Source organism: Bradyrhizobium sp. Mp27 (genome assembly GCF_029953005.1).
GTDB lineage: Bacteria > Pseudomonadota > Alphaproteobacteria > Rhizobiales > Xanthobacteraceae > Bradyrhizobium > Bradyrhizobium barranii.
On the sequence record NZ_JASAUS010000121.1, the window covers coordinates 1 to 23,479 of the forward strand.

General features: G+C 64.1%; 23 protein-coding genes. 2 read left to right on the forward strand and 21 right to left on the reverse strand.

Going from position 1 to position 23,479, the window contains the following annotated elements:
* Positions 1 to 190 (forward strand): hypothetical protein (locus tag QJT78_RS38045; RefSeq protein WP_281460480.1); only part of this gene is annotated, 190 nt, incomplete at its 5' end.
* Here QJT78_RS38045 and QJT78_RS38050 read toward each other — a convergent pair.
* The 15 genes from QJT78_RS38050 to QJT78_RS38120 all read right to left on the reverse strand — a co-directional run bounded on the left by QJT78_RS38050 (position 175) and on the right by QJT78_RS38120 (position 15,894).
* Entirely contained in the window at positions 175 to 666 is a 492-nt protein-coding gene (locus tag QJT78_RS38050; RefSeq protein WP_063629876.1) for a heme-binding protein, read from the reverse strand. The genes QJT78_RS38045 and QJT78_RS38050 overlap by 16 nt on opposite strands.
* Entirely contained in the window at positions 663 to 1,850 is a 1,188-nt protein-coding gene (locus QJT78_RS38055; RefSeq protein WP_038943780.1) for an amidase, read from the reverse strand. Before QJT78_RS38055 ends, QJT78_RS38050 begins: the two co-directional genes overlap by 4 nt.
* 54 nt (positions 1,851 to 1,904) lie before the next feature.
* Positions 1,905 to 3,260, reverse strand: a complete 1,356-nt coding sequence (locus tag QJT78_RS38060) for an ABC transporter substrate-binding protein (RefSeq protein WP_240537633.1) — start codon at positions 3,258 to 3,260, stop codon at positions 1,905 to 1,907.
* Entirely contained in the window at positions 3,257 to 3,517 is a 261-nt protein-coding gene (locus QJT78_RS38065) for a hypothetical protein (protein ID WP_240537632.1), read from the reverse strand. The genes QJT78_RS38060 and QJT78_RS38065 overlap by 4 nt, the downstream gene beginning before the upstream one ends.
* Before the next feature lie 45 nt (positions 3,518 to 3,562).
* A complete protein-coding gene (locus QJT78_RS38070) occupies positions 3,563 to 5,017 on the reverse strand; it encodes an amidase (protein WP_028159864.1) in 1,455 nt (484 codons plus the stop codon).
* The gene (locus QJT78_RS38075) at positions 5,007 to 5,999 is read right to left on the reverse strand and encodes an ABC transporter ATP-binding protein (protein ID WP_028152373.1); all 993 of its coding nucleotides are present in this window, start codon (positions 5,997 to 5,999) and stop codon (positions 5,007 to 5,009) included. The genes QJT78_RS38070 and QJT78_RS38075 overlap by 11 nt, the downstream gene beginning before the upstream one ends.
* Entirely contained in the window at positions 5,996 to 6,958 is a 963-nt protein-coding gene (locus QJT78_RS38080; RefSeq protein ID WP_028152374.1) for an ABC transporter ATP-binding protein, read from the reverse strand. The genes QJT78_RS38075 and QJT78_RS38080 overlap by 4 nt, the downstream gene beginning before the upstream one ends.
* Positions 6,958 to 7,809 carry an ABC transporter permease gene (locus QJT78_RS38085; protein ID WP_028152375.1) on the reverse strand — a complete coding sequence of 284 codons (852 nt, stop codon included), beginning with the start codon at positions 7,807 to 7,809 and terminating at the stop codon, positions 6,958 to 6,960. Before QJT78_RS38085 ends, QJT78_RS38080 begins: the two co-directional genes overlap by 1 nt.
* Positions 7,810 to 7,812: 3 nt before the next feature.
* Positions 7,813 to 8,829, reverse strand: a complete 1,017-nt coding sequence (locus QJT78_RS38090; protein WP_049807722.1) for an ABC transporter permease — start codon at positions 8,827 to 8,829, stop codon at positions 7,813 to 7,815.
* 301 nt (positions 8,830 to 9,130) lie between these two features.
* Positions 9,131 to 9,706: a cupin domain-containing protein gene (locus tag QJT78_RS38095; RefSeq protein ID WP_162137008.1), complete on the reverse strand. Its 576-nt coding sequence runs from the start codon at positions 9,704 to 9,706 to the stop codon at positions 9,131 to 9,133.
* Positions 9,707 to 10,190: 484 nt separating this feature from the next.
* Positions 10,191 to 11,330 carry a metallophosphoesterase gene (locus QJT78_RS38100; protein ID WP_028152377.1) on the reverse strand — a complete coding sequence of 380 codons (1,140 nt, stop codon included), beginning with the start codon at positions 11,328 to 11,330 and terminating at the stop codon, positions 10,191 to 10,193.
* 243 nt (positions 11,331 to 11,573) lie between these two features.
* Positions 11,574 to 11,888, reverse strand: a complete 315-nt coding sequence (locus QJT78_RS38105; RefSeq protein ID WP_038943776.1) for a histidine kinase dimerization/phospho-acceptor domain-containing protein — start codon at positions 11,886 to 11,888, stop codon at positions 11,574 to 11,576.
* A gap of 42 nt (positions 11,889 to 11,930) precedes the next feature.
* Positions 11,931 to 12,353 (reverse strand): RidA family protein, encoded by a 423-nt coding sequence (locus QJT78_RS38110; protein ID WP_038943775.1) that lies wholly within the window; start codon positions 12,351 to 12,353, stop codon positions 11,931 to 11,933.
* A gap of 27 nt (positions 12,354 to 12,380) precedes the next feature.
* Positions 12,381 to 13,559: an acyl-CoA dehydrogenase family protein gene (locus tag QJT78_RS38115; protein ID WP_028149407.1), complete on the reverse strand. Its 1,179-nt coding sequence runs from the start codon at positions 13,557 to 13,559 to the stop codon at positions 12,381 to 12,383.
* Between the two features lie 16 nt (positions 13,560 to 13,575).
* Positions 13,576 to 15,894, reverse strand: coding sequence for a bifunctional salicylyl-CoA 5-hydroxylase/oxidoreductase (locus QJT78_RS38120; protein WP_028149406.1), 2,319 nt, complete (start codon positions 15,892 to 15,894; stop codon positions 13,576 to 13,578).
* A gap of 291 nt (positions 15,895 to 16,185) precedes the next feature.
* Here QJT78_RS38120 and QJT78_RS38125 point away from each other — a divergent pair, with 291 nt between their 5' ends.
* On the forward strand, positions 16,186 to 16,689 hold the full coding sequence (locus tag QJT78_RS38125; protein ID WP_028149405.1) for a MarR family transcriptional regulator: 504 nt from the start codon (positions 16,186 to 16,188) through the stop codon (positions 16,687 to 16,689).
* A gap of 12 nt (positions 16,690 to 16,701) precedes the next feature.
* Here the strand turns inward: QJT78_RS38125 and QJT78_RS38130 are convergent, their stop codons facing one another.
* From QJT78_RS38130 to QJT78_RS38155, 6 genes are read right to left on the reverse strand one after another with little or no spacing between them, the layout of a single operon-like run.
* Positions 16,702 to 18,363: an ATP-dependent acyl-CoA ligase gene (locus QJT78_RS38130; protein WP_038943771.1), complete on the reverse strand. Its 1,662-nt coding sequence runs from the start codon at positions 18,361 to 18,363 to the stop codon at positions 16,702 to 16,704.
* A 9-nt stretch (positions 18,364 to 18,372) separates the two neighbouring features.
* Positions 18,373 to 19,530 carry an ABC transporter substrate-binding protein gene (locus tag QJT78_RS38135; RefSeq protein ID WP_028149403.1) on the reverse strand — a complete coding sequence of 386 codons (1,158 nt, stop codon included), beginning with the start codon at positions 19,528 to 19,530 and terminating at the stop codon, positions 18,373 to 18,375.
* Positions 19,531 to 19,587: 57 nt separating this feature from the next.
* The gene (locus QJT78_RS38140; RefSeq protein ID WP_038943770.1) at positions 19,588 to 20,370 is read right to left on the reverse strand and encodes a cyclase family protein; all 783 of its coding nucleotides are present in this window, start codon (positions 20,368 to 20,370) and stop codon (positions 19,588 to 19,590) included.
* Positions 20,371 to 20,404: 34 nt separating this feature from the next.
* Positions 20,405 to 21,646, reverse strand: a complete 1,242-nt coding sequence (locus tag QJT78_RS38145; RefSeq protein WP_038943769.1) for an SDR family NAD(P)-dependent oxidoreductase — start codon at positions 21,644 to 21,646, stop codon at positions 20,405 to 20,407.
* Positions 21,643 to 22,821 (reverse strand): thiolase family protein, encoded by a 1,179-nt coding sequence (locus QJT78_RS38150; protein WP_028149400.1) that lies wholly within the window; start codon positions 22,819 to 22,821, stop codon positions 21,643 to 21,645. The genes QJT78_RS38145 and QJT78_RS38150 overlap by 4 nt, the downstream gene beginning before the upstream one ends.
* Before the next feature lie 24 nt (positions 22,822 to 22,845).
* A complete protein-coding gene (locus QJT78_RS38155; RefSeq protein ID WP_080586640.1) occupies positions 22,846 to 23,274 on the reverse strand; it encodes an organic hydroperoxide resistance protein in 429 nt (142 codons plus the stop codon).
* Positions 23,275 to 23,479 lie beyond the last annotated feature (205 nt).

Sequence of the window (23,479 nt, forward strand, 5' to 3'; positions counted from 1 at the left end):
AGCACGCCTCAAGCACCTTGCGATCTTTCCTCGAAAGGTGGACTTCTCTTGCTTCGGGTATCATCCCGACCTTGAATCACGACTCACGTTCCAAGAAAAGTGGGTACTAGCAATCACTTTTGGCTCTCTTCCGCCCCTTGGCCTATGTCGTCGTGCGCAGACCGACCGCTGGCTTCAAATCCTCGGCTGAAGCGTCGCCCCCCTGATGATCCCGGTGTCTTCCGCGCCCATCGGCGTGAAATCGACGCACATGTCTGCTCCCAGGATCGCGGCCGCACCGGCCCGGGCGACAGCGAGATCCTGTGTGCCTGATCCGGAGCCCGCCGCCACTGCGCCAAGGATGAACCCATCGACGCGGATCGGGAGACCACCGATCAGATTGGTCCAGCGATTTTCATGCGCGAGAGTGACCTGGATTTCCACGTCCGCGTGAGCGCCGCCGGTCGGCGAGCCAGACAGTGCCGACGTCCGTGCCTTGTTGATGGACGAGGTCACGCTAAGTCCCTTCGAGCCGTCCATGCGCCCGAACGCCAGCAGATTGCCGCCGGTATCGACCACTGCGATGCACATCGGCTGTCCAATGCGGGTCGCCTCGCCGATTGCCGCGTTGAGCACCTTAAGCGCGCCTTCGAGGGTCAGCGTCCGTGCTTCCTTGATGTCGGTCATGCCAGTCCAATCGAGAATTCCCGCGCCAGGGTGCGCGCTGCCGCGACCAATGCCGCATCGCCGCCGCGCCAGCCAATGAGGGACAGCCCGACCGGAATAGAGCCGGATGTAGCGACGGGCAGGCTGACCTGTGGAAGGCCCGTCAGGCCCGCGATACCGGTCAGGTCGACAATCCGCTGTACCGCCGCGCGAATGTCCGACAGGCGCGCGTCGCGGCCTATCGGCAGAATGGGCGAGGTCGGCAGGCACAGCATGCGGCGCCCCTCGAGCAAATCGTTGAGCCGCTTCGATGCGCACTCGCGGAAAGCCTTGGCGGCCGAGAGGTCACTCGATTCAATGCGGCCTTCGTCGGCAAACGCGCCGGCTACCTCCGACGAGAAGCGCGGGTTCACGCGATCGATCCAATCCCGAAACGTGGCGTGGAATTCACACTTCAGCAGGATGCGCTGGTGGCGCGCCCAGTCGAGGAGCGCGCCTTCGGCCAATGGCGACGCGGTGATCGCCACTGCATCGCGCATCCGATCAACAACCGGCTGCAAGGCGCGCCTTACCGGCTCGTCGGCGATGCCAAAACAGTCGGCCGCAACGACGATCTCGCTGGGAAAGACATCGGGCGCCTGCTCTCCGAGTAGCACCGCGCCGACCCGGCCGAAAGTCAGGGCATCGCGAGTGAAATAGCCAACGGTATCGAATGATGGTGCCTGGGGCATCATGCCGGCGATGGAGATACGACCATGAGTCGGACGCAGGCCGTAAATTCCGCAGAAACTCGCGGGGATGCGCACTGAGCCGCCGGAGTCGGTACCCAAGGCAAAATCAGCCAGGCCGCCGGCAACAGCGGACGCGGAGCCGCTCGACGAGCCGCCCGGTACGCGGTCCGGCGCGCGCGGGTTCAGCGGCGTGCCGTAAAACTTGTTGATGCCAAGCAGCCCGAGCGAGATCTCGTCGGTGATGGTCTTGCCCGTCAGCGAGGCGCCGGCGCCCAGCAGAGCGTCGACGGCCCAGGCGTCGGCCTTTGCGATCTCGTGGGTGGCAGCCCAGTCCGGATTGCCGCAGCCGGTCACGCCGCCTGCAACATCGAACAGGTCCTTGACCGCGAAGCTCAAGCCCGAAAGTGGCCCTGAGCCGTGCGGCGCCCGTTGGATGATGGGGCCTGGAACGAAAGCGCCGAGCGTGTCTTGCACGGTGTTTCCCCGATGAATGGCAAGCGCCCCCGTTCGAGCGCGCTTGCCGTCCTCTCATTCCTTGTAGAGTTTGCGGAAATCCGGATGCGTGTGAAACCAGTACTCAAAACCCTTGACGTTCTTCTGCACCGCATAGTCGGCAAACCGCGTGTAGAGCGGGATGCGAGGCAAGTCGGTCATGACGATGTCGACCATCTTGTTCAGGCTTGTCTTGTAGATATCGGGATCGCGGGTGAAGCGCGCCTGGTCAATCACCTTGTCGAGGTCGGGATTGACGTAGTTGGCAGTGTTGAACACGGAGTTGTTGCCGCCGTGGAAGGTCCAGAAGAAGAAATAGTCGGGGTAATCGAGCCAGCCATAGAATTCGGCGATGACCATCGGCATCGTCTTGCTGGCCATCTGGGCAAACCAGTTCGAGCCCGGGACCTTCTCGATCGTGAGTTCGACGCCGATCGTCTTGAGCGCCTCCTGGATCAAGATGGCAGTCGGCTCGCGCACGGTGGATTCGCTGAGATCGATCGACAGCGTGGTCTTGAAGCCGTTGGGGAACCCGGCCTCGGTCAACAGCTGCTTGGCCTTCGCAAGATCCTGGCCATGCTTGATCGGAACGGGCCACGTCGCGTCGGGATAGGGTTTGTCAGGGTCACCACCGAACATCGGCTTGGCGCGGTTATAGAGCGCGGAGCTGACGATCTCCTTGTAGGGGATGGCGTAGGAGATCGCTTCGCGCACCTTGGGATTGTCGAACGGTGCGATCTTCACATTCATATCGACGAACACGAGGTCGTTCTGCACCGGCACGCCGATGATCGTCACCTTCCCCTGCTCTGCCAGTTCGGCATAGTCCTTCGGCGGAAGGCCGACCGACATATCGACGTCGCCCTTCTCCAGCAGCGCGCGACGCGTACCGGCCGAGGCGATCTGCCGATAGACGACGCGCTTGAGTTGGGGCAGCGGGCCGGACTTCCAGGCGTCGAAGCGGGTAAAAACAGTCTGCTGGCCGGGCGACCAGGACTCCACCTTGTAGGCACCGCCGCCGCAATCGTTGCGTGACACCCACTCGAACGCCCACGGGTCTTGCGCTGTCGCGTGCTTCTTGGCCAGCTCGGAATTGACGATGACGGGCACCGGCACGACGAGGTCAGGCATCGTCAGCTTGTTGAACTGATCGAACGTCGCCTTGAAGGTGTGATCGTCGACCACCGTGAACTGTTCGGGCTTGACCAGGGATCCCGCCGCCATTTGCACCGCCGGAAAGCCGCCGGCGGCGATGGCGCGATCGAACGACCATTTGACGTCCTTGGCGGTGACCGGGCTGCCATCGTGGAACGTCGCGTCCTTGCGCAGATGGAAAATGTAGGTCTTGCCGTCCTCGCTGGCTTCCCAGCTCTCGGCCAGCTCTGGCGTCATGACCTTGGCGTCGTAGGATACCGTGCCGTCGGCCAGCTTTTCTCGCCGTGGCTGACGAGCCGGTCGTAGGCCTGCCACACCACCATGCGGCTGTGATCGTTGGCGGTCGGCACCATAGTGTCGAGACCGTTGGGGCCCATTTCGGACACGATCACCATCGTGTCCTTGGCAATTTCGGCCGCGCGTGCGGAAGCGCCGGGCCAGACAACGGACGCTGTGAGCAGCGCCGCTGTAGCGAGACTACGATCGAACTTCATATCGTGCGTCCTTTCTGGATTTCGGTTGAAAAAGTCGAGGCAGCGTCAGAGGCCGAGATCGCCCAGCAGTGTCGGCCATTTGTGAGCCCACGGACGCGCTTGTTCGAAGGCGCCGGAGGCGGCGAGCACGGTACGATCCGCCAGATGGCGACCAATGATTTGCATGCCGACAGGCAAACCGGTTTTGGTGAAGCCGGCGGGAATGGTCGCTGCTGGCTGGCCGGTCAAATTGCAGATGAAGGTGAAGCAGAGCCAATCGCCGGTAGAGACCATCTTCTCTTCGATGATCTCGGGCCCCTGCATGTAGAGCGGGAATGCCGGCACCGCGAGCGTTGGCGTGATCAGGAGGTCGTAGTTGGCCATGAACCGCCACATGCGGTTGCAGACCATCTGCCGGATCATCTTGGCGTCAGTGAATTCTTCCGCGGTCCATTGCCGCTGCAACAGCCCGACCAGGTGCGGCGACATTTCCTTTTCATGCCCCTTCATCATGCGGCGCATACCGGTGAGGTCGGTGTCGCCGGCGACGATGGTCCAGAAATGAGGGAACGGATCTTCCCATCCCGGATGAGCGCGCTCGACCGTGCAGCCAAGATCGGTCTCGAACACGCGCACCGCTTCAGACACGACGCGACGGACTTCCGGATCGACCGGCGCATAGCCCCAATCTTCGCTATAGGCAATGCGAAGGCCCTTGATGCTCTCCTTCACGGCGCCGACATAGTCGAAGTCGGCAGCCGGGATGGAATAGCGATCGCGCGGATCGGGTCCGGTGATCACCTTCAGCATCAGCGCCGAGTCGGTCACGGTGCGGCTCATCGGGCCGACGTGCTCGAGCGATTCCCAGCTCGAGACGCCGGGATAGCGTTCATCCCGGCAACCCGGGTAGAGCGGCACCCGCCCCATCGATGCTTTGATTCCGTAGAGCCCGCAAAGCGCGGACGGAATGCGGATCGATCCGCCGCCATCGGAGCCGATTGCGAAAGGTGCGACGCCGGCCGCGACCGAAGCTCCGGAGCCAGCGCTCGATCCGCCGGATGTCATGTCGAGATTCCAGGGATTACGCGTCGCGGGAAAAACCGGGTTGTGGCCGACGCCGCTGTAGCCGAATTCCGGCACGTTGGTCTTGCCGATGATGACTGCGCCGGCGTCCTTCAGCCGCTCGACGACGATGTCGTCCTCATCCGGCACGAAGTCCCGGTAGAGCGGAGAACCCATCACCGTCAGGATGTCCTTGGTGGCGACGAGATCCTTGATTCCGATCGGTACGCCCGCCAGCAGGCCGGGATCCTTGCCGGCTGCGATCTTGGCGTCGACTGCCGCGGCCGCAGCGCGCGCCACGTCGGGCGTCGGTGTGCAGAAGGCATGGATGTGCGGTTCGAGCTTCTCCATGCGGCGCAGAACGGCTTCGGTGACCTCGGCGGCGGATAGCTCCTTGTTCCTGACCTTAGCCGCGACGGTCGCGGCGTCCATGCGGCAGATCTGATTGTCAGCGCTCATCGGTTCCTCCATCGGGTGAAAGAGCGAAGTGGCAGGCGGCGAAATGGTCCGGGCCGACCGCGCGAAGCGGCGGCATGGCCTTGGTGCAGATGTCGGCCCCCTTGGGACAGCGGCCGTAAAAGCGGCAGACGTTGGGGTCCGGATCGATCGGGCTGGTCGGACTACCGTCGAGTCGAGGCCGCGCTTCGCCACGCCGCGCCGGATCCGGGATCGCGGCGACCAGCGCCTGCGCATAGGGATGACGAGGCGCGGTGAACAGCGCCTCCGCCGGCGCGATCTCGACGATCTTGCCGAGATACATCACGACCACGCGCGAACAGAGAAGCCGCACCACGTTGAGATCGTGCGATACGAACAGGTAGCTCATCGCCAGCCGTGCGCGCAGGTCGGCGAGCAACCGCAGGATTACGGCTTGCACCGACACGTCGAGCGCCGAGGTCGGCTCGTCGAGGATAAGCAACGACGGCTCGACCGCAACGGCGCGCGCGATGCCCACCCGTGCGCGCTGGCCGCCCGACAATTGATGCGGGTAACGCTGCAGCAGTTCTTCTGGCAGTCCAACCAGCGCGGCGGTGGCGCGAACGCGGCTGTCCAGCTCGGCACCGTTATTCATGCCGAGTAGCCGTTTCAAGGGATCGGCGATCGCCTGGAAAGCGCGGAACGATGGATTCAGGCTTTCGGTCGCGTCCTGGAACACCACCTGAATACGCCGCCGGCTTGCCGAGGACGCGAACTTCGCCTGCGCAATCGCGGTGAGATCCTCACCGCCGAGCAGGATCTGGCCCGCCGTGGGATCGATCAGCCGGCCAAGCAGGCGAACCATGGTGGATTTGCCGCAGCCGGATTCGCCGACCAAGCCGACGCTTTCACCGGCGCCGATCGTCAGATCCACATCGTCGACCGCGTGGAGCCGGGCGCCGCGCGAGGCCCGCTTGATCGGGTATAATTTGGACAGCGACCTGACTTCGAGCAGCGGCGTCATGACAGGGGAAACCGGCAGCGCACGACATGCGCGGGCGACAATTCGGTCCAGGGCAGCTCTGCCTCGTCGCAGATTAGTTGCCGCAGCTCGCAGCGTTCGCTGAAGCGGCACGGCGGCAACGCGCCGCGCAGATCGGGTAGATGGCCGGGAATGGAGTTGAGGTCGTCGAGACGCGATTCCGGAACGGGCGTGGCGGCGAGCAACTGGCGTGTATAGGGGTGGGCCGGATGATCCAGCAGCGCCTCGGTCGACGCGATCTCGACGATATGCCCGGCATGCATGACGGCGATCCGGTCGCAATATTCGCCGGCGAGCCCGAGATCGTGAGTGATCAGCAACGTCGACATCCGCGTCGAGCGGCTCATGTCCCTGATCAGGTCCATGATCACCGCCTGGGTTGTCACATCGAGCCCCGTCGTGGGCTCGTCCGCGATCAGGACCGACGGTGTGCAGGCCAGCGCCATGGCGATCATCACGCGCTGGCACATGCCGCCCGAGAGCTCGAACGGATAGGCTTCCGCCCGGCGTTCGGGATCGGGAATGCGGACTCGCGCCAGTGCTGCGATTGCCGCTTTCCTGAGATCACGACTCGGCAACCCGGCATGCTCCTGCAGCACGTCCTCGATCTGCTTGCCGACCTTACGGATCGGATTGAGCGCTGTGCGGGGGCTCTGGAAGATCATCGCCATCTCGCGTCCGCGCAGTTCGCGCATCGCTTCCGGGCGTGCCGCCAGAAGATCGATGCCGCCCATCGTGATGTTGCCTTTGGTGATCTGCGCCGCCTCATCGTTGAGGCCCATGACGGTGTAGGCCGTGACCGACTTTCCGGATCCACTTTCACCGACCACGCCGACGATCTCGCCGCGGCCGACCGACAAGCTCACGTCGTCCAGCGCCCGCACCACGCCGTGACGGGTGCGAAACTCCACTGACAGATTGTCGATCTCGAGCTGCGCCATTACACGCGTTTCCTCGGATCGAGCAGATCGCGCAGTCCGTCGCCCAGCATGTTGAAGGAGAACACCGCGAGCACGAGAGCGGCGCCCGGGAACATGAAGGCCCACCACTCGCCGGAAATGATGTAGCTGGCGCCTTCCGAGACCATGATGCCCCATTCCGGCGTCGGTGGTCGGACTCCGAGCCCGATGAAGGACAGGCCGGCGGCATTGAGGATCGCCCATCCCATGTTGAGCGAAGCCTGCACCATCATCGGCGGCAGGACGTTCGGGACGATATGGTTGAGCAGGACGCGCAGCGAGCCGTTGCCGCCCATGCGCGCCGCCTCGACATAGCCGAGCTCGCGCCGCACGTTCACCTCGGCGCGCGCGAAGCGGCAATAGAACGGCAGATTGATGATCATCGTGGCGATGATGATGTTGGCGACGCTGTTCCCGAGCGCCACCACGATGCCCATGGCGAGCACAAACAGCGGGAACGCCATGATGGTGTCCATGGCGCGGCCGATGATGCGGTCAGTCCAGCCGCCGAAATAGCCGGCGAGCGAGCCGAGCGCCAGGCCAACCACGAACGACAGCGCCACCGCCGAGACTGCCATCCCGAGGTCGAGGCGCGTCGCGACGATGACACGGCTGAGGATGTCGCGTCCGAGCGCGTCGGTCCCGAACGGATGCAGGGTGCTGGGCCGCGCCAGTTTGGTGGTGGCGGAGGTGACCAGAGGATCGTACGGCGCGATGTAAGGTCCGAAAATCGCGCACAGCGCCAGCAGCACCAGGATGATCACGGCCATCAGCGTCAGGCGGTTTTCGCCAAAGGCATAACCTGTGTTGCGGGCGAGCGTGACTATACTCATCGCTCAGCCCTCGAACCGGACGCGGGGATCGACCAGCGTCGCGAAAATGTCGACGGCGAGATTAAGCAGCACGTAAAGCACCGCCATCATCAAGACGAAGCCCTGAACCGCTGCGTAATCGGACGCGATGACGGCCGAGACCGCGTAGGCGCCGACGCCCTGCCAGCCGAACACCTGTTCGATCAGGACGTTGGACCCGAGCAGGAAGGAGAACACCATACCGAGCACGCTGCTGACCGGCAGCAGCACGTTGCGGAATGCGTAGGTCATCAGGATCTTGCGCACCGGCAAGCCGCTGGCGCGCGCAGTACGGATGAAGTCGCTGCCGAGCGCTTCCAACATGGCCGCGCGCGTGATGCGCGCGATCGGCGCCAGCGCGAACAGGCCGAGCGATATCGCGGGCAGGATCAGCTGAGACAACGACGCGCGGAGCACCGGCCAATCGCCCGCGATGAGTGCGTCGATGGTGTAGGCCCCGGTGACGTGCGGTGGCGGCGAGAGGGCGATCTCGTTCAGGCGGCCGAGCGGCTGCGGCGCCCAGCCGAGCAGGAAATAGAAGATGTAGACGAACAGCAGCCCGACGAAGAACGTTGGGAAAGCGGCGCTCACGGTGACCAGCGCACGGCAGGCGTGATCGACGCTTCCGTTGATGCGGGTCGCGGCCCACACCCCCATCGGGATGGCGATGCTGATCGCGAACAAAAGCGCAAAGGACGACAATTCCAGCGATGCAGGCAGCCGCTCGAGCAGATCGGTCAACACCGGCTGTCCCGTGGTGAGCGAACGGCCGAGGTTGCCCTGCGCGAGGTCACCGACATAGTGCACGAACTGCACTGGAAGCGGGCGATCGAGGCCCAGCGTGGCGCGGATGTTCTCGATCGATGCGGCGTTCGCGGCGGGGCCGGCGAAATACGCCGCCGGGTCACCCGGCAGGGCGTGGGAGATGAAAAAGGTCAGGACGACGACGCCGATCAGACTCGGGATGGTGCCTACCAAACGTTTCCAAACGAAAGCCATCAGCGGTTCGCCTGCCGTTATTCGCCGGTGCGACGGCCATGCCGGAGCGCATCAACGTGGTCGGGCCCCATCGACATCGGATACAGCCAGGGGCAGTTGGCATGCATCACAGTCATGTCTGGGTTTAAGCAAGCGTTATGCCAGCTTGTCTTTCGGAACCTTTGGGTGCGAGAGCCAGCGGATCAGCGCGTTTTACTGTGAAGCAGGCACGCGCGGGCGCAGGAAATGAAGTGGCTTTGAAGCACCCTGCTACAGTTTTCGCCACATGCATGAAATTCATGCACCGTGAGCCTGATCGCTCGGCTCAGTGAACCTGGGGGGTATTGACCCAGACGATCCGCGCTTCGTCCGGCCCGACGTTGCGATAGCTGTTGGTCAGATACGCCTTGAAGAAAAAGGAATCGCCTGAAGTCATCAGATAGGTGGTGTCGTCGATGGTGAGCTCGATGGTTCCGGACACGAGATAGCCGACGGCTTCGCCCTGATGGGTAATCAGATCGATCTTCTCGCCTCCCGAGGCCACCACGTGAACATTGGCTTCGAGCAGATTTCCGGCGGCTACCGGCACCAGGCGCTCATACACGACGCCCGTGCCACCGCGCAGCGCATCAACAGGCACCTTGAGCCGATCCTCGGGCTTCTGCACCAGCTTGTAGTCGTCGATCCGCAGGCCAAAGAACGAGGCCATGTCGCGGTCGAGCGCGTCGACCATCTTAGCGAGCATCGGCAGCGACGGCATGACCTTCCCGGCCTCGATCTTGGAGATCATGCTCTCGTCGCATCCGACGACCTGCGCCAGGTCTCGCATTCGCAGCCCCTTGGACAAGCGGGCACGCCGGATACGCGGACCAATATTCAAGGTGTTGTTTTCAGAGCTCACGCAACATTTTCCAGCCAGTTGGACGGGAAGTGTATGCATCATAATCACATGATTTACCAGCATGCTGGGGCGAAGTTGGGCGAACCGAACTCTTCGCCCGCCTACGGGCGAGGCCCGCCCCCGACCTGACAAGCGAGAGCCGTTGGCTTCTACCGTCCAGGCGACCTTGGGTCTCGCCAATTTCAACCGCTTGGCCTCAAGGGACTGCCCGTCAAGACAAGGGCCCGCGAGCCAAGTTAAACAGGCCGGGTGAGCGAGCGGTAACTTGCTGGGTCGACTTGTGGCCCGAACGCGAAGCCCGGACGGGCTCTGAAATCGCCCGGTTGTCGCGGCAGATCGGACGGGACCGGCGGCGATTAGGACAGCGCCCGTTGACCCGAAGCGGACGACACGCCAATACGCCGACTGACATCTGCCTCCACCTAGCGATCAACGCATAACCAGCGAACCAAGATAGCCAGCTGCGGCACAGGCTACGAGCAGATCAGTCAGCATTGCCTGACTTGCACCTTACCCGGCGGAGCGTGATCCGCGTCAATTCGGATGGTCGACCGAGCCGTAACGCGAAGCCTGGCCATAGGGCCGTGCCGTTATTCACGTAGAGCGTCATCCCGTCCACGTCGTATTGACCCGAGACGTAACCCGCGTTGGCGCGCGCGGCCAACCTGTCGAGCCCTAGAATCAGTCCTCCGTGCGTATGTCCGGACAGTTGCAGAGCCACGCCAAGCGCCGCGGCGTTTCGTGCGTCACCTGGCTGGTGGTCGAGCAGAATGAGAGGAGCACCTTCTGGAGCGCCTTCAAGGACCGCAGCGAGATCGCGGTCGGGATGTCCTCTATGGCGCGACGCCCGGTCGGTGATGCCAGCGAGGACCAACTTACCGCCATTGCGCTCGAGAACGATGTGCCTGTTTTCGAGCGAGAGCAGTCCCAACGCGGCGAAGTGCGCCATCCATGTGCTGTAGCCGAAAATGTATTCGTGATTCCCGGAGATCACGTAGACGCCGTCGGGCGCCCTCAAGTCCCGCAACGGCTCGATGTCGGCGCGTCGCGCTTCGAGCGTGCCATCGATCAGATCTCCCGTGATGGCGATTAAGTCCACGCCGAGCTTGTTTGATCGCTCGACAACAGCGCGCGCCCATGATGCTGGAAAGAGGCGGCTGATGTGAAGATCAGTGAGTTGCAGAATGGTGTAACCGTCGAATTGCCGCGGAAGTCCGGAGACGCGGACTTCGACGTCCTTCAGCGGCGGAATCCTCATTGCCTGATGGACGCCGGTCGCAGCCGCAATCGATGCTAACCCGGCCAACCCGTAGCGGACAACGTCGGGGGCACTCAGGGGGCCGCCGTGGATCAGCAACCCTAATAGAAGTCCGGCATCGAGCATCACTTGAAGCAGCGCCAGCAGAACGAGCGCGCCGAAAGCCCAGTTGAAGATAGCGACAACCGGTCGCGGGAATTCCGGAGAGAACACAGAGCCTGACGAGAGCTTGCTCCACCGGTGAAACTGCAATGCGACCAATGCAAGCGCTGCCATTGCGAACTTGATCGAGAGCGGCAACTGCAGCGGCCAGATGAAGCGGGTCAGGATAAGGAGATAGACCAGGCCGAATAAGAATTGAGAAATGAGTTTGCTCCGGATTTGATCGGTGCGGCATTCTTACACAGAACCAGCGCGACAGCGGCGCCCCATAACCGGTTCTTCAGTTTCCGAAGGTTGTGGCGAGCATCGATGGTCTTTCCGGAAATTTCTTCGTGGCGCATCCCCACTCTGGGGTCCATTTTGCCAAGCCGCACTCCGGATTTCAGAGGCACCTTAGCAGAGTGCCCCGCTCGCTTAGTGAGAAAAAACCTACATGTTAACAAAATCTTACGAGACGCGCAACAGCGAAGCCGTTTCGTTGACCAGCGCATTGATGCCCAACGGGTTGCGGCGAATATCGCGACGCCGTCCAAACACCAAGATCTGACTAATCAGGTCACGTGCCCGTTCTGCACTCAGCCGTATCCCGGAGAGATGTCGGACGAGAGGTGCGTTCGAGCCGGCATGTTCCTCCATGACCTCGGTATGTCCCAAAATTCCTCCCAGTATGTTGTTAAAGTTGTGCGCAATGCCGCTCGTGAACGTACCAATCCTCTCCATCCGGCGCGCATGCTGTAGCCGCCCGGCCGCGTAGCGGCCCATGAGCCCGCGCGATCGGCGGCAGCACCTTCGCGCACGCGCTCGTCAGCGCGGGACGACGGCAGTCGCTTCGATCTCGACGCGCGCGGATGGCTCGACGAGGCGCACCACCTGCACGAGCGCCATACTGGGGTAGTGGGTGCCCACCACCTCGCGATAGGCCTTGCCGAGCGCCTTCAGGTTCGTGGTGTATTCATCCATGTCGACGACATACCATGTCAGGCGCACGAGATGGTCCGGCCGGGCGCCGCCTTCCGCCAGGATCGCAACGATGTTTTCGAGCGTCTGCCGAACCTGCGCGACAAACCCGTCGGCGAACCGACCCGCGATATCCCAGCCGACGACACCCCCCGTCACAACGAGACGTCCATCGGCCATGATGCCGTTGGCATATCCCTTCGGCTGCGGCCAGCCGCTGGGCTGAAGCACTTGAAGGCCGCTAGTAGTGGCGGCTTCTGATTTCATCATCGTACTCATGCGGAGTTCTCGATCCTCTCAGCGCGGCTTCAGAAGGTCGCGCGCGATAATCAGTTTCTGGACCTCGGTCGCGCCCTCGTAGATGCGCAGCGCGCGGATTTCGCGGTAGAGGCTTTCGACGATCTCACCCTTGCGCACGCCGCGGCCGCCGAACATCTGGACGGCGCGGTCGATGACGCGCTGCGCGGTCTCGGTTGCCGTCAGCTTCGCCATGGCAGCTTCGCGCGTCGTCGGAAGCTTCTGGACGTCGCGGCGCCAAGCCGCGCGGTAGGTCAGGAGCGCGGCGGCGTCAGTCTCCGTCGCCATGTCGCCGAGCGCGGCCTGGGTCAGCTGGAGATCCCCCAGCGTCGCACCGAACATGCGCCGGCTGCGCGCATGCGACAGCGCTTCGTCCAGTGCACGCCGCGCAAAGCCGAGGGCCGCGGCGGCGACCGACGCGCGGAAGATATCGAGCGTCTGCATCGCGAGCTTGAACCCGCCGCCCGGCGCGCCGAGGCGACGGCTCGCCGGAATCCGGCAATTGGTAAAGCGCAGCGTCGCCAGCGGATGCGGCGCGATCACATCAATGCGGTCGGCGATGCCGAAGCCGGGATCATCCGGGAAGACGACAAAGGCCGAGATGCCGCGGGCGCCCGGCGCCTCGCCCGTTCGCGCAAACAGCGTGTAGACGTCGGCAATACCGCCGTTGGAGATCCAGGTCTTCTCGCCGTCGATGACGTAGTCGTTGCCGTCGGCCCGCGCCGTGCAGGACATCGCGGCGACGTCCGATCCTGCCTCCTTCTCGGACAGCGCGAAGGCCGCCAGCCATTCGCCGGCGCGAACTTTCGGCAGCACGGCCTTGCGCAGGTCCGCCGAGCCGCCGAGCGCGATCGCGCCGGAGCCCAGCCCCTGCATGGCGAAGGCGAAATCGGCGAGGCCATCGGCATAGGCCAGCGACTCCCGCGACAGGCAGATCGAGCGGGAATCGATCGTCGTCGCATCGCCGTCGGGCGCGGCGACGGCACAATCGAGCACCCCCGCCTCGCCCATCGCGCGCACCAGCTTGCGGCAGGCGCCATCGACATCAGTGTGATCGATTGTGTCGAGAGCCCCCGACTGCACGAAGCGGTCGAGCGCCTCGCCGACCGCATGATGGCGCGGCTCGAAAAACGGCCAGTCGAGCCATTCGCGCCGGATCACTTTCGCCGTGGAGCTCATCTGATCCCTCCTCCGCTCATTGCCCGGCCGTAGCCGCGGCGCGCGCCAGATTGGTTTCGTATTGTCCCTTGGCGGACAGATACTGCTTCGGCCACTCGACCTTGGTGATGCCGATGCGCGCGGCTTCGTGCAGCGTCCAGGCCGGGTCGGCAAGATGCGGCCGCGCGATGGCGCAGAGATCGGCGCGGCCGGCCGCGAGAATCGAATTGGCGTGATCGGCCTCGGAGATCGCACCGACTGCGATGGTCTCAATGCCGACCTCATTGCGGATCAGGTCGGCGAACGGCGTCTGGAACAGGCGTCCATAGATCGGCCGCTCGTCCTTCCAGACCTGCCCCGACGAACAATCGATCAGGTCCGCCCCGGCCTCCTTGAACATGGCGGCGAAGATCGCCGCATCGGCCGGCATGTTGCCGCCCTCGGTCCAGTCATGGCAGGACAGGCGCACCGACATCGGCCGGTCGGACGGCCACACCGCGCGCATCGCCTCGAACACCTCCAGCGGAAAGCGCGCGCGGTTTTCATGGCTGCCGCCGTATTCGTCCGTACGCCGGTTGGTCAACGGCGAGAGGAAGCTCGACAGCAGATAACCGTGCGCGCAATGGAGCTCGAGCCACTCGACGCCGGCGGCAGCGGCACGACGTGTTGCCGCGACAAAATCGTCGCGCACGCGGTCCATGTCGTCGCGGTCCATCGCCCGCGGCAGCTGGCTGTGCGGCAGATACGGCAAGGTCGACGCGGAGATCAGCGGCCACTCTCCGGATTCAAGGGGTTGATCAATCCCTTCCCAGGGCACCCTGGTCGCTCCCTTGCGCCCGGCATGGCCGAGCTGAATCCCCACCTTGGCATGCCCGACGCCATGGACGAGCTCGACCAAGCGGCGCCACTGCGCCTGCTGTGCATCGTTCCAGAGCCCCAGGCACCCCGGCGTGATCCGCGCATCCGGGGAGACGCATGTCATCTCGGCGAAGACCAGCCCGGCGCCGCCCATCGCGCGCGCGCCGAGATGGGCGACGTGGAAGTCGTCGATGAGCCCGTCCTGCGCCGAATACATCGCCATCGGCGAGACCATGATCCGGTTCGCAAGCGTCAGTCCCCGCACACGGTGCGGTGTCAACATCGGTGGCGGCACCCGCTCGCCATCCTTGACTGCGATGCCCGACCGCGCGGCGAACCAGCGCTCGAAGCCTTCGAGCCAGGCACGATCCCGCAGCCGAAGGTTCTCGTGGCTGATGCGCTGTGAACGTGTCAGCATCGAATAGAAGAATTGCGGCGGCTCGAGCGTGTCGGCATAGCGTCGGCCGACCACCTCGAACCATTCCATGGCGTTGCGCGCAGCGTTCTGGATGCGCGCGACATCGACGCGGCGCACCTCCTCGTACGCGTCCAGCACGGTTTCGATGCCGGCGCGACCGTGACCGTGGCGATCGAACTGGTTGGCGAGTTCGATGGCGTCGTCCAGCGCGAGCTTGGTGCCCGATCCGATGGCAAAATGCGCGGTGTGCGCGGCATCTCCCATCAGCACGACATGGGACTTGCCGTTGAACACGCTCCATTTGCCGCAGATTAGGCGGCTGAAATTGAGCCAGGCCGAGCCGCGCAGATGGCGCGCGTTGGTCAGGAGCTTCGCGCCGTCGAGAGTCTCGGCGAAGATCTTTTCGCAGAACTCGATCGAGCTCTGCTGATCGAGCTTGTCGAGCCCGTGAGCCTGGTAGGCTGCTTCCGTCGTCTCGACGATGAAGGTCGAGGTCTCTGCATCGAATTTGTAGATGTGCGCCTGAAACCAGCCGTGCTCGGTTCTCTGAAAATCGAATGTAAAGGCGTCGAACGCCTTCTTGGTGCCGAGCCAGATGAAGCGGTTGGGCCGGATCACCATGTCCGGCTGGAACTGCTCGGCATAGCGAGCGCGGATCCTGGAATTGACGCCGTCACAGGCGACGATCAGATCGGCATCGGGAAATTCGAGATCGGACTCGACCTCGCGCTCGAAGACGAGCTCGACGCCGAGCGCCTCACAGCGCCGTTGAAGAATATTGAGCAGATGCTTGCGCCCGATACCGATGAAGCCATGGCCCGTGGTGCGCTGGCGCGTGCCCTTGAAGACGAGCTCGATGTCGTCCCAGTGATTGAAGGCGTCCTCGATCTCGGCCGCGCTCTCGGGGTCGGCAAGGCGCATCGCGGACATCATGGCATCCGAGAACACGACGCCCCAGCCGAACGTATCGTAGGGCTTGTTGCGCTCGACGACCGTGATGACATGCTCCGGGTGCCGGCGCTTCATCAGCAGGCCCAGATAAAGACCGGCCGGGCCGCCGCCGATACAGACTATGCGCATCATCCCTCGCTTTCGCGCGTCGCGCCGTGTGCCGAGCTTTCACCCAAATTATTTTAAGCATAAAATATTTCCTCGGCGCGCATCTTGTCAAGGCGGTTCTGTGAAACACCCGGCCCACGGGCTCGTCTCCGCGGCGTCGATCCTGAGATTCAGTGTAAATTGGACACACGGCAGTGCCGATTCCGAGCCGCTCGGGCGCAGCCTTGAATTTACTTTTGGCACGAACTATCTTGCCAATGACCACGACAGCTGCGCCGGCTTTCGTCAGGCCACCAAGCCCGGGAGATTCGATTGGCACTCGCGAAGGAGTCCACGCCTGTTTCAAAGAATGGGGCGGATCAGGACGCCGAGTACAGGGCTCAAACGCGGGTCTGGCTCCGGCTGCTCGCCTGCACGACCCTGATCGAAGGCGAGTTGCGGCGCCGGTTTCGCGAAGAGTTCGATTTCACGATGCCCCGCTTTGATGTTCTGGCCCAGCTCGACCGCGAACCGAGCGGGCTTGTGCTGGGAGAATTGCCCAAGCGCCTGATGGTCTCGGCCGGGAACCTCACGCCGATCGTGGACCGCCTGGTCGAGGACGGATACATCACCCGCACGCCGTCGAACCTCGACCGCCGCGTGCAGATTGTCTGTATGACAGTCGAAGGCCGCAAGACCTTCAGACGGATGGCCAAGAGCCACGGCGCCTGGCTTGCCGAGCTGCTGGCGGATTTTCCGGCGGACCGGTTCGACGGATTGATCGGCGAGCTCGACGACCTCAAGGGTGCCGTCAGGGACGCCCTGCAAAAACCCTGAGCGGACCGGCAGTCAGCGCCGCACCTCCACTCCGGCCGCCTCGCGATCCCAGGTATCCGTGGTGATGCCCGCCTCGCGCAGCACGCCCTTCTTGATCTTACCGTTCTCAGTCAACGGCATCTGGCTCAGAATGCGCACATAGCGCGGGATGGCGAAATAGGCGATCTGCCCTTCGCAATGCCTGACGATGTCGACGGGCTCCAGCGATTGGCCCGGTTCGAGCAGGATCGCAGCCGCAACCTCGTCCTCGCCCAGCTCCGACGGCAGCGGGTAGATCGCACAGGCGGCGACCGCGGGATGGGACTGGATGGTCTGCTCGACTTCCCATGAGGATACGTTCTCGCCACGCCTGCGGATGGAATCCTTCATGCGGTCGATGAAGCGATAATGTCCGTCGGGCTCCCGAACGACCCGATCGCCCGAGTGAAACCACAGATTTCGCCAGGCCTCGACCGTCTTCTCCGGCATGCCGAAATAGCCGGTGGCAAAGGCAAAGGGTTCTCCGGCGCGAAGCGCGAGCTCGCCGGCCTGTCCGTCAGGAAGCGCCGAATCGTTTTCATCGACGATCCGCGCCTCGACGCCTTCGGCCAGATAGCCCATCGTTCCCGGACGATCCGACGGGATCGTCCCCGCGAACACAAAATTGGTCTCGGTCGACCCGTAGCCGTCGACCAGCGGCACGCCAAACCGCTCGAGGAACGGACCGTGGATCTGCGGCGGCACGCCGCCGCCAAGCGCGACGCGAAGACGATGCGCCTTGTCATTCGCATTCTTCGGCTGCGCCAGCAGCATCGACGCCATCGCGCCGAGCAGATAGCCGACCGTCGCCTTATGCCGTTGCGCGGCGGCCCAGAAGCCGGACGCGGAGAATTTCGGCTCCAGCACGTAGGTGCAGCCGTTCAGGAGCGCCTGATAGAACGCATTGAGCGCGTTGGTGTGGAACAGCGGCAGCGTCGTGAACAGCACATCGCCCTCGCGGATACCAAGCGCCCGCGCCGAATAAATGCCCCACCAGAACAGCTGCGCCTGCGGACAGCACACTCCCTTCGCTGGACCCGTCGTGCCCGAGGTGTAGAGGATCGCAACGGTGTCGCCGGGGCTCACGGCCCTCGCCGGGGCCGCGGCTCCCAGCGCCGGCAACGGTACCTCGGAAAGCCGGGCATCGACTGCCCCGGCGGCAGCTCCGACGATCCAGGTCCGGGGCGGCAGCTCGACACCCGCCTCGACACTCTCGATCGCGTCGACGAACTGAGCCTCGACGACGAGGAGCGCGGAACGCGAGTTGCGGAAGATGTGGGAGAGCTGGAAACCGCGCAGCGCGGTATTGATCGGAACCGCGATGGCGCCAAGCCACGCGCAGCCGAGATAGACCTGCAGGAACTCCGGACGGTTCGAACACATCAGCGCAACCCGATCGCCCGGCCTGATCCCGGCATCGACCAGCGCCTGGGCCGACGCAGCCGCGATCGCCGCGGTCTGCGCAAAGCTCCAGCGCGTTTCACCAGCGACAAGCAACACGCGCTCGCCGTAGCGCTCGGCCTGCCGCGTGAGGATCGTTGAGAGGATGCGGTCCGACGGCGGAAACGACGTCACTGCACACGCCCAGGCCGGCGTCACGTTCTCCCGGCCGACCGCGTCGCTGACGTTCACCGGCGCGTTCTCCGTCACGATCATGCTCCCGTCTCAGGGCAACAGCTTGTATTTGCCGTTCTCGATCTGGACCATGACGCGCGAGCGATCGTCGACGCCATGCCGATCCACCGGCGTATAGGTGTAGACGCCCTGCGTCCCGACGACCTCTTTGGTCGTGAACAGCGCCTGACGAAGCGCGGTGCGGAATTCCGGCGAACCGGGCTTGGCACCGGTTGCCATCGCGCGCTTGGCGGCATCGGCGAAGACGAGCCAGCCGTCGAAGGAATAGGACGAGAATGAATCCGTCGGCGCCTCGCCGTTCGCCTTCTCGAAGGCGGAGCGGAAATCCAGAGCCACCTTCTGGATCGGATTGCTGGACGGAAGCTGCTCCGCCGCGGTCACGGGTCCAGTCGGGCAGATGATGCCGTTGGCGGCCTTGCCGGCGAGACGCAGGAAATCGGCGCTGATCAGCCCATGATTGCCGTATAGCGGCCCTTTATATCCGCGCTCGGACAAGGCGATGACCGGCAGCGCGCCGGGCGTTCCAGTGCCGCCGAGCATGATGGCGTCGGGACGTGCGGCGAGCGCGCGCAGCACCTGAGCCGTCACCGAAGAATCCGATCTGGCGTAGCGTTCGTTGGCAATGATCTTGATGTCGGTCGTCTTCACACTCTGCTCGAGCGAGTTGTACATGAGGTCGCCGAACGCATCGGAGAAGCCGATGAACGCGACGGTCTTCAGGCCCTTCGCCTTCATGTGATCGACGATGCCTTGCACGAGAAGCGGCGTCGGCTGCGGCGTCTGGACGACCCAGGGGCCGCCGTCGCCCGGCGGCACCGGCGCGATCGGAGACACAGCGATCATCGGCACTTTCATCTCGATCGCGGCGGTCGCCATCGCCAGGGTCTGCGGCGCGCCCGACGTTCCGATCAGGATATCGACCTTCTCCTGCTCGACGAGCTTGCGCGCGTTGCGCGCCGAGGCGGTGGCATCGGAAGCGTCGTCGAGTTGAATGACGCGGACCTTCTCGCCACCGATCTCACCGACATAGGCCTGGCCCGCCGCGATGCCCTTCGCATTCGGGATGCCGATCGAGGATACCGGCCCGCTGAGACCGGTAACGAAGCCGACGAGGATCTCGGCCTGCGCGAGTTGCGGGACGGCGAGAAGCAATGCAGTGGAAGCCAGCAGGCTCTTGATCAAGTTCATGGCACCTGTCTTTCGTGAGGATGTCTTATTCCGATTGGCAAGCGCCATGGATTGGATTCAGGTTGACGCAACCAGCGCGATGACGCGAAGCGGACTGCCGGAGCCGTTCTGGATCTTCAGCGGCGAGGCCACGATGACCGCCCCGGTGGGTGGAAGCTGATCCAGGTTGCACAGGCATTGCAGGCCGTAGCGGCCGGCGCCGTGCAGGAAATGATGCGCCGGATAAGGCGGCTCGAAATGACCGGCCTGCCCCGCATCCGTACCGATGGTCTCGGTGCCGAACCCGATGACGCCGCGCTCCTCCACTAGCCACTTCATGACGGCGGAGTTCGGGCCTGGCGTGTGTGCGCCGTCATCCCTGAGATTGGAATAGTCGCGCCAGCCCTTCTTCGACCAGTCGGTCCTGAGCAGCACCCAGTTCCGCTCGGGGATCCGGCCGTGCTTTGCTTCCCAGGCTTCGACCAGCGGGACCGTCAGCAGGAAATCGGGATCCTGCGCTGCCTGCGCGGAGCAGTCGATCACACAGACCGGCGCGATCATGTCCTTGGTCGGCATCGTGTCGACGGCATTGTTCGGCAGGTTCTTGCCGGTGAACCAGTGGATCGGCGCATCGAAATGCGTGCCGGTGTGTTCGCCGAACGTGATGTTGTTCCAATACCAGGCCGGACCGCGACCGTCATAACGCGAGATTTCCTGGATGCGGACGGGGGCGGCCTGGCCGAACTCCGGCGGCAGCACGATGACCGGAAAATCTGGACTGAGCGTAAATGTCAGATCGACGACGCGCACCGCGCCGGAAGAAACCGCACCCGCCAGCTCCAGGAGATTGTTGCTCTGCATCGTCACGTCCTCCGGCTTGGTTGAAATCCCGATCTCACCTGTCGAGCTCGCGCTCGAGCGCTTTCGGATTGGCTGCGAGACGCTGCCGGATCTCTTCGGCGACATCTCCGACATACATCTCCTCGAGCCCGCCTCTCAGCCCCGACACGATCGCCTGCGCGATTGCGCGCGGCGCGACCTTCGGCGGCGGCACGGTCTGGAACCACTCGGTGTCGACGGGCCCGGTGAACAGGTTCATCACCCTGACGCCGCCGGGCCTGAGCTCGGCGCGCAGGCAGTGCGAGAGCGACAGGCACGCCGCTTGCGAGGCCGAGTAGGCGCCAAAGGCAGGCCAGTTCGCCAGCGCATGGACCGAGAGAATGTTGACCCACGCGGCACTGTTGTTGATGCCATCGGCACCCCGCATCCGCATGGCAGGGCCGAAGGCCTGTGCGAGGTTGATGAAGCCGAGATAGGCTTGGTCGATCTCGTCACGCGCGATGCTCGTGCCCCGGCGGTCGAGCAAGCCGCCCGGCCGCACATATTCCGTCGTGTTGACGAGGATATCGACCTTGCCGCCGATGTCGGCCGCGAGATCGGCCGCAGATTTCTCGTCGGCCGCGTCAAGGGTCACGATCTCGATTCCGTCCTGGCCGCGCAGCAGCTGCTCGCCGGCGAAAGGCCGCCACGGTTCGGCAATGCCGACGAACACCGTCTTGGCGCCTGCGGCCTTCAAGGCGGCCACGGCCTCCTGACCGATCACGCTCCGACCGTTGGTGACCAGCACCCGCCGGAATTTCGGATCGGCCGTCATTTCCCGCCATTGCTTGTCGTCTGCCATGTTGGGAGTCTCCCCCTCGGGATGGGCAAAGGCCACCGCCTGGCCGCTCTTGTCGAGTTGAAACGACATGCGGACGGGTGCGCCCTCCACGCAGTCGGCATGGAGGTGCGTCACAATCGTCGGACCGCAATCCATCTTCACGAGGCCGATGCGCCAGGGCGCTCGCTCGCGGAAATAGACATCGCTCGGTACGCGCGCCGTGGTCTCGCAAAGAAGCATGCCCCGGCGCGGCGCGTCGACGAATGCGAGGCCGGCCGACAGGCAAGACGGACAGGCCTCCCGCGCCGGATAAGCAAAAGAACCGCAGGCGTCACAGCGTTGCAGCATGAAGCGGCCCTCGGCGGCTGCCCGCGTGAACCCATGCGACGTTCTGCTGCGCGGTCGCGGCGGCGAAGCAGGCAGCCGCGTCCGCAGCAGCGGGTTCTTGCGCCGGGGCGGCTTGATCGGATCTATCATCGCGACGGCCCTGCAAAGATCGCGGCGCCCGAGGCGAGACCACGGTCATAGTTGATCATACCGAACCCCGAGGCCAAGGCGAGGCTCGCATTCCCGACCTGGGTGGGGCCTGCAGTCCCGAGAACCTGTCGAAGTCCCTCGACGAGACCGAGATAGGCGCCGGCGGCACCGGCCTGCCCGGCCGAGAGCTGTCCGCCCGACGTGTTGTGCGGAAAGTCGCCGTCGATGGTGAGATCGTGCTGGCGCACGAACTCGGCCCCCTCCCCCTTGTTGCAGAAGCCGAGGTCCTCGAACTGCATCATCGTGATGACGGGATAGTCGTCATAGGTCTGCACGATATCGAGATCGTCAGGCTTCACACCGGCCATCGCGTAGAGCTCGCCGACGTCCATTGCCCAGCCGCCGCGGACCTGCATCGGATCGTCGGCAAAAGCATTGTGCCGCTCGATCGTCGAAAGCAGCCGTGCGGCCGTAAGCCCGAGCGAAGCCGCGGTCTCGTCCCGCATCACCAGGAAGGCCTCGGCGCCGGCGCATGGCATCACGCAGTCGAAGAGATGGATGGGATCAGAGATCGGCCGGGCCGCCAGATAATGCTCCATCGTCAGCGGCGTCTTCATCAGCGCATGCGGGTTGCGCAAGGCATTGGCGCGCTGGGCGACGGCGATCCTGCCGACATCCTCGCGCGTGACGCCGAAGGTCCGCATATAGTTGCGCGCAATCAGCGCGAAGCTCGCATTGGCGCCGCCGGCGCCATAGGGATAGACGGCATCCTGGTTGAAGCGCGAAAAGTTCTCCAGCGTCAGCCGGAAGGAATCGACATGATTGGTATCGCCGGCGATGCACGCCACGATGTCAGCGTCGCGTGCCTGAACCGCGCGCGCCGCCTTGCGCAAGCCTGCGATGGCGCTGGCGCCACCAAGTGGAATCGTATCCAGCCATCGCACGCCGAGCCCGAAATGCTGCGTCAACCCGATCCCGCTGTCGGTGCCCATGGTGAAGCTGGAGACGCACAGACCGTCGATGTCGGAAGCCTTGATGCCCGCCTGCGCAACGAGCGTACTCAGTGCCCGCCCGATCCACCACTGCGCACTCTCGATGGAGTAACGCACATAGGGAATCGTGACGGGCGCCGCAATCACGACGCCGTCGTACGGTGTGCGCAAGGTATTGGTCACCAACCGCCCGCCTCGTTCATTGTCTCAGATGACCGTCAGTTTCACGGCAATATTGCCGCGGGTTGCATTCGAATAGGGGCAGCGCTCGTGCGCGCCGGCGACGACCTCCTCGGCCACCGACCTCTCGACACCGGGCAGATTGACCCTGAGTTCGACCGCGAGCGCATATCCGACGGGAACCGGACCCATCGCGACCTTGGCGGTCACTGACGGCTCAGCGGATGGGACGACCTTTCGGGTGCGCGCGACCAGCTTGACCGCACCGAGAAAGCACGCGGCGTAGCCAGCCGCAAAGAGCTGTTCGGGGTTGGTGCCTTCGCCCCCGGGACCGCCCAGCGATTTCGGCACGGACAGCGATACCGACAACAGGCCGTCGGCGCTGGCGGCCTTGCCGCCCCGGCCGCCGATCGCGGTCACCTCGGTCTCGTACAGGATCTTTTCGGGAGTCATCATCATTCACTCTCCAGTCCTAGCGGCTGTTGCGAGCAAGCAGTGCGCGGAAATCGTCGCGCGCCTGGGCGCTGGCCCGCTTGAAGCTCGGCCCGCGGCTAGCCCGTCTTATTCGCGAGAGGGCGCCTGAGAGGCTGGCGAGCGTGGTGTAAAGCGCTGATGCGGCGTAGGATTCGGTTGCGAAGCCACCCCATCACCTTCAACCGCG

What these genes read in the sequence shown, in the direction of transcription:
- QJT78_RS38115 (WP_028149407.1), bottom strand. Translation starts at nt 13,559, where the DNA reads ATGAGCTCCACGGCGAAAGTGATCCGGCGCGAATGGCTCGACTGGCCG.
- QJT78_RS38050 (WP_063629876.1), bottom strand. Translation starts at nt 666, where the DNA reads ATGACCGACATCAAGGAAGCACGGACGCTGACCCTCGAAGGCGCGCTT.
- QJT78_RS38120 (WP_028149406.1), bottom strand. Translation starts at nt 15,894, where the DNA reads ATGCGCATAGTCTGTATCGGCGGCGGCCCGGCCGGTCTTTATCTGGGC.
- QJT78_RS38145 (WP_038943769.1), bottom strand. Translation starts at nt 21,646, where the DNA reads ATGATAGATCCGATCAAGCCGCCCCGGCGCAAGAACCCGCTGCTGCGG.
- QJT78_RS38085 (WP_028152375.1), bottom strand. Translation starts at nt 7,809, where the DNA reads ATGAGTATAGTCACGCTCGCCCGCAACACAGGTTATGCCTTTGGCGAA.
- QJT78_RS38105 (WP_038943776.1), bottom strand. Translation starts at nt 11,888, where the DNA reads ATGGGCCGCTACGCGGCCGGGCGGCTACAGCATGCGCGCCGGATGGAG.
- QJT78_RS38065 (WP_240537632.1), bottom strand. Translation starts at nt 3,517, where the DNA reads ATGAAGTTCGATCGTAGTCTCGCTACAGCGGCGCTGCTCACAGCGTCC.
- QJT78_RS38135 (WP_028149403.1), bottom strand. Translation starts at nt 19,530, where the DNA reads ATGAACTTGATCAAGAGCCTGCTGGCTTCCACTGCATTGCTTCTCGCC.
- QJT78_RS38155 (WP_080586640.1), bottom strand. Translation starts at nt 23,274, where the DNA reads ATGATGACTCCCGAAAAGATCCTGTACGAGACCGAGGTGACCGCGATC.
- QJT78_RS38130 (WP_038943771.1), bottom strand. Translation starts at nt 18,363, where the DNA reads ATGATCGTGACGGAGAACGCGCCGGTGAACGTCAGCGACGCGGTCGGC.
- QJT78_RS38110 (WP_038943775.1), bottom strand. Translation starts at nt 12,353, where the DNA reads ATGATGAAATCAGAAGCCGCCACTACTAGCGGCCTTCAAGTGCTTCAG.
- QJT78_RS38075 (WP_028152373.1), bottom strand. Translation starts at nt 5,999, where the DNA reads ATGACGCCGCTGCTCGAAGTCAGGTCGCTGTCCAAATTATACCCGATC.
- QJT78_RS38140 (WP_038943770.1), bottom strand. Translation starts at nt 20,370, where the DNA reads ATGCAGAGCAACAATCTCCTGGAGCTGGCGGGTGCGGTTTCTTCCGGC.
- QJT78_RS38060 (WP_240537633.1), bottom strand. Translation starts at nt 3,260, where the DNA reads ATGACGCCAGAGCTGGCCGAGAGCTGGGAAGCCAGCGAGGACGGCAAG.
- QJT78_RS38080 (WP_028152374.1), bottom strand. Translation starts at nt 6,958, where the DNA reads ATGGCGCAGCTCGAGATCGACAATCTGTCAGTGGAGTTTCGCACCCGT.
- QJT78_RS38070 (WP_028159864.1), bottom strand. Translation starts at nt 5,017, where the DNA reads ATGAGCGCTGACAATCAGATCTGCCGCATGGACGCCGCGACCGTCGCG.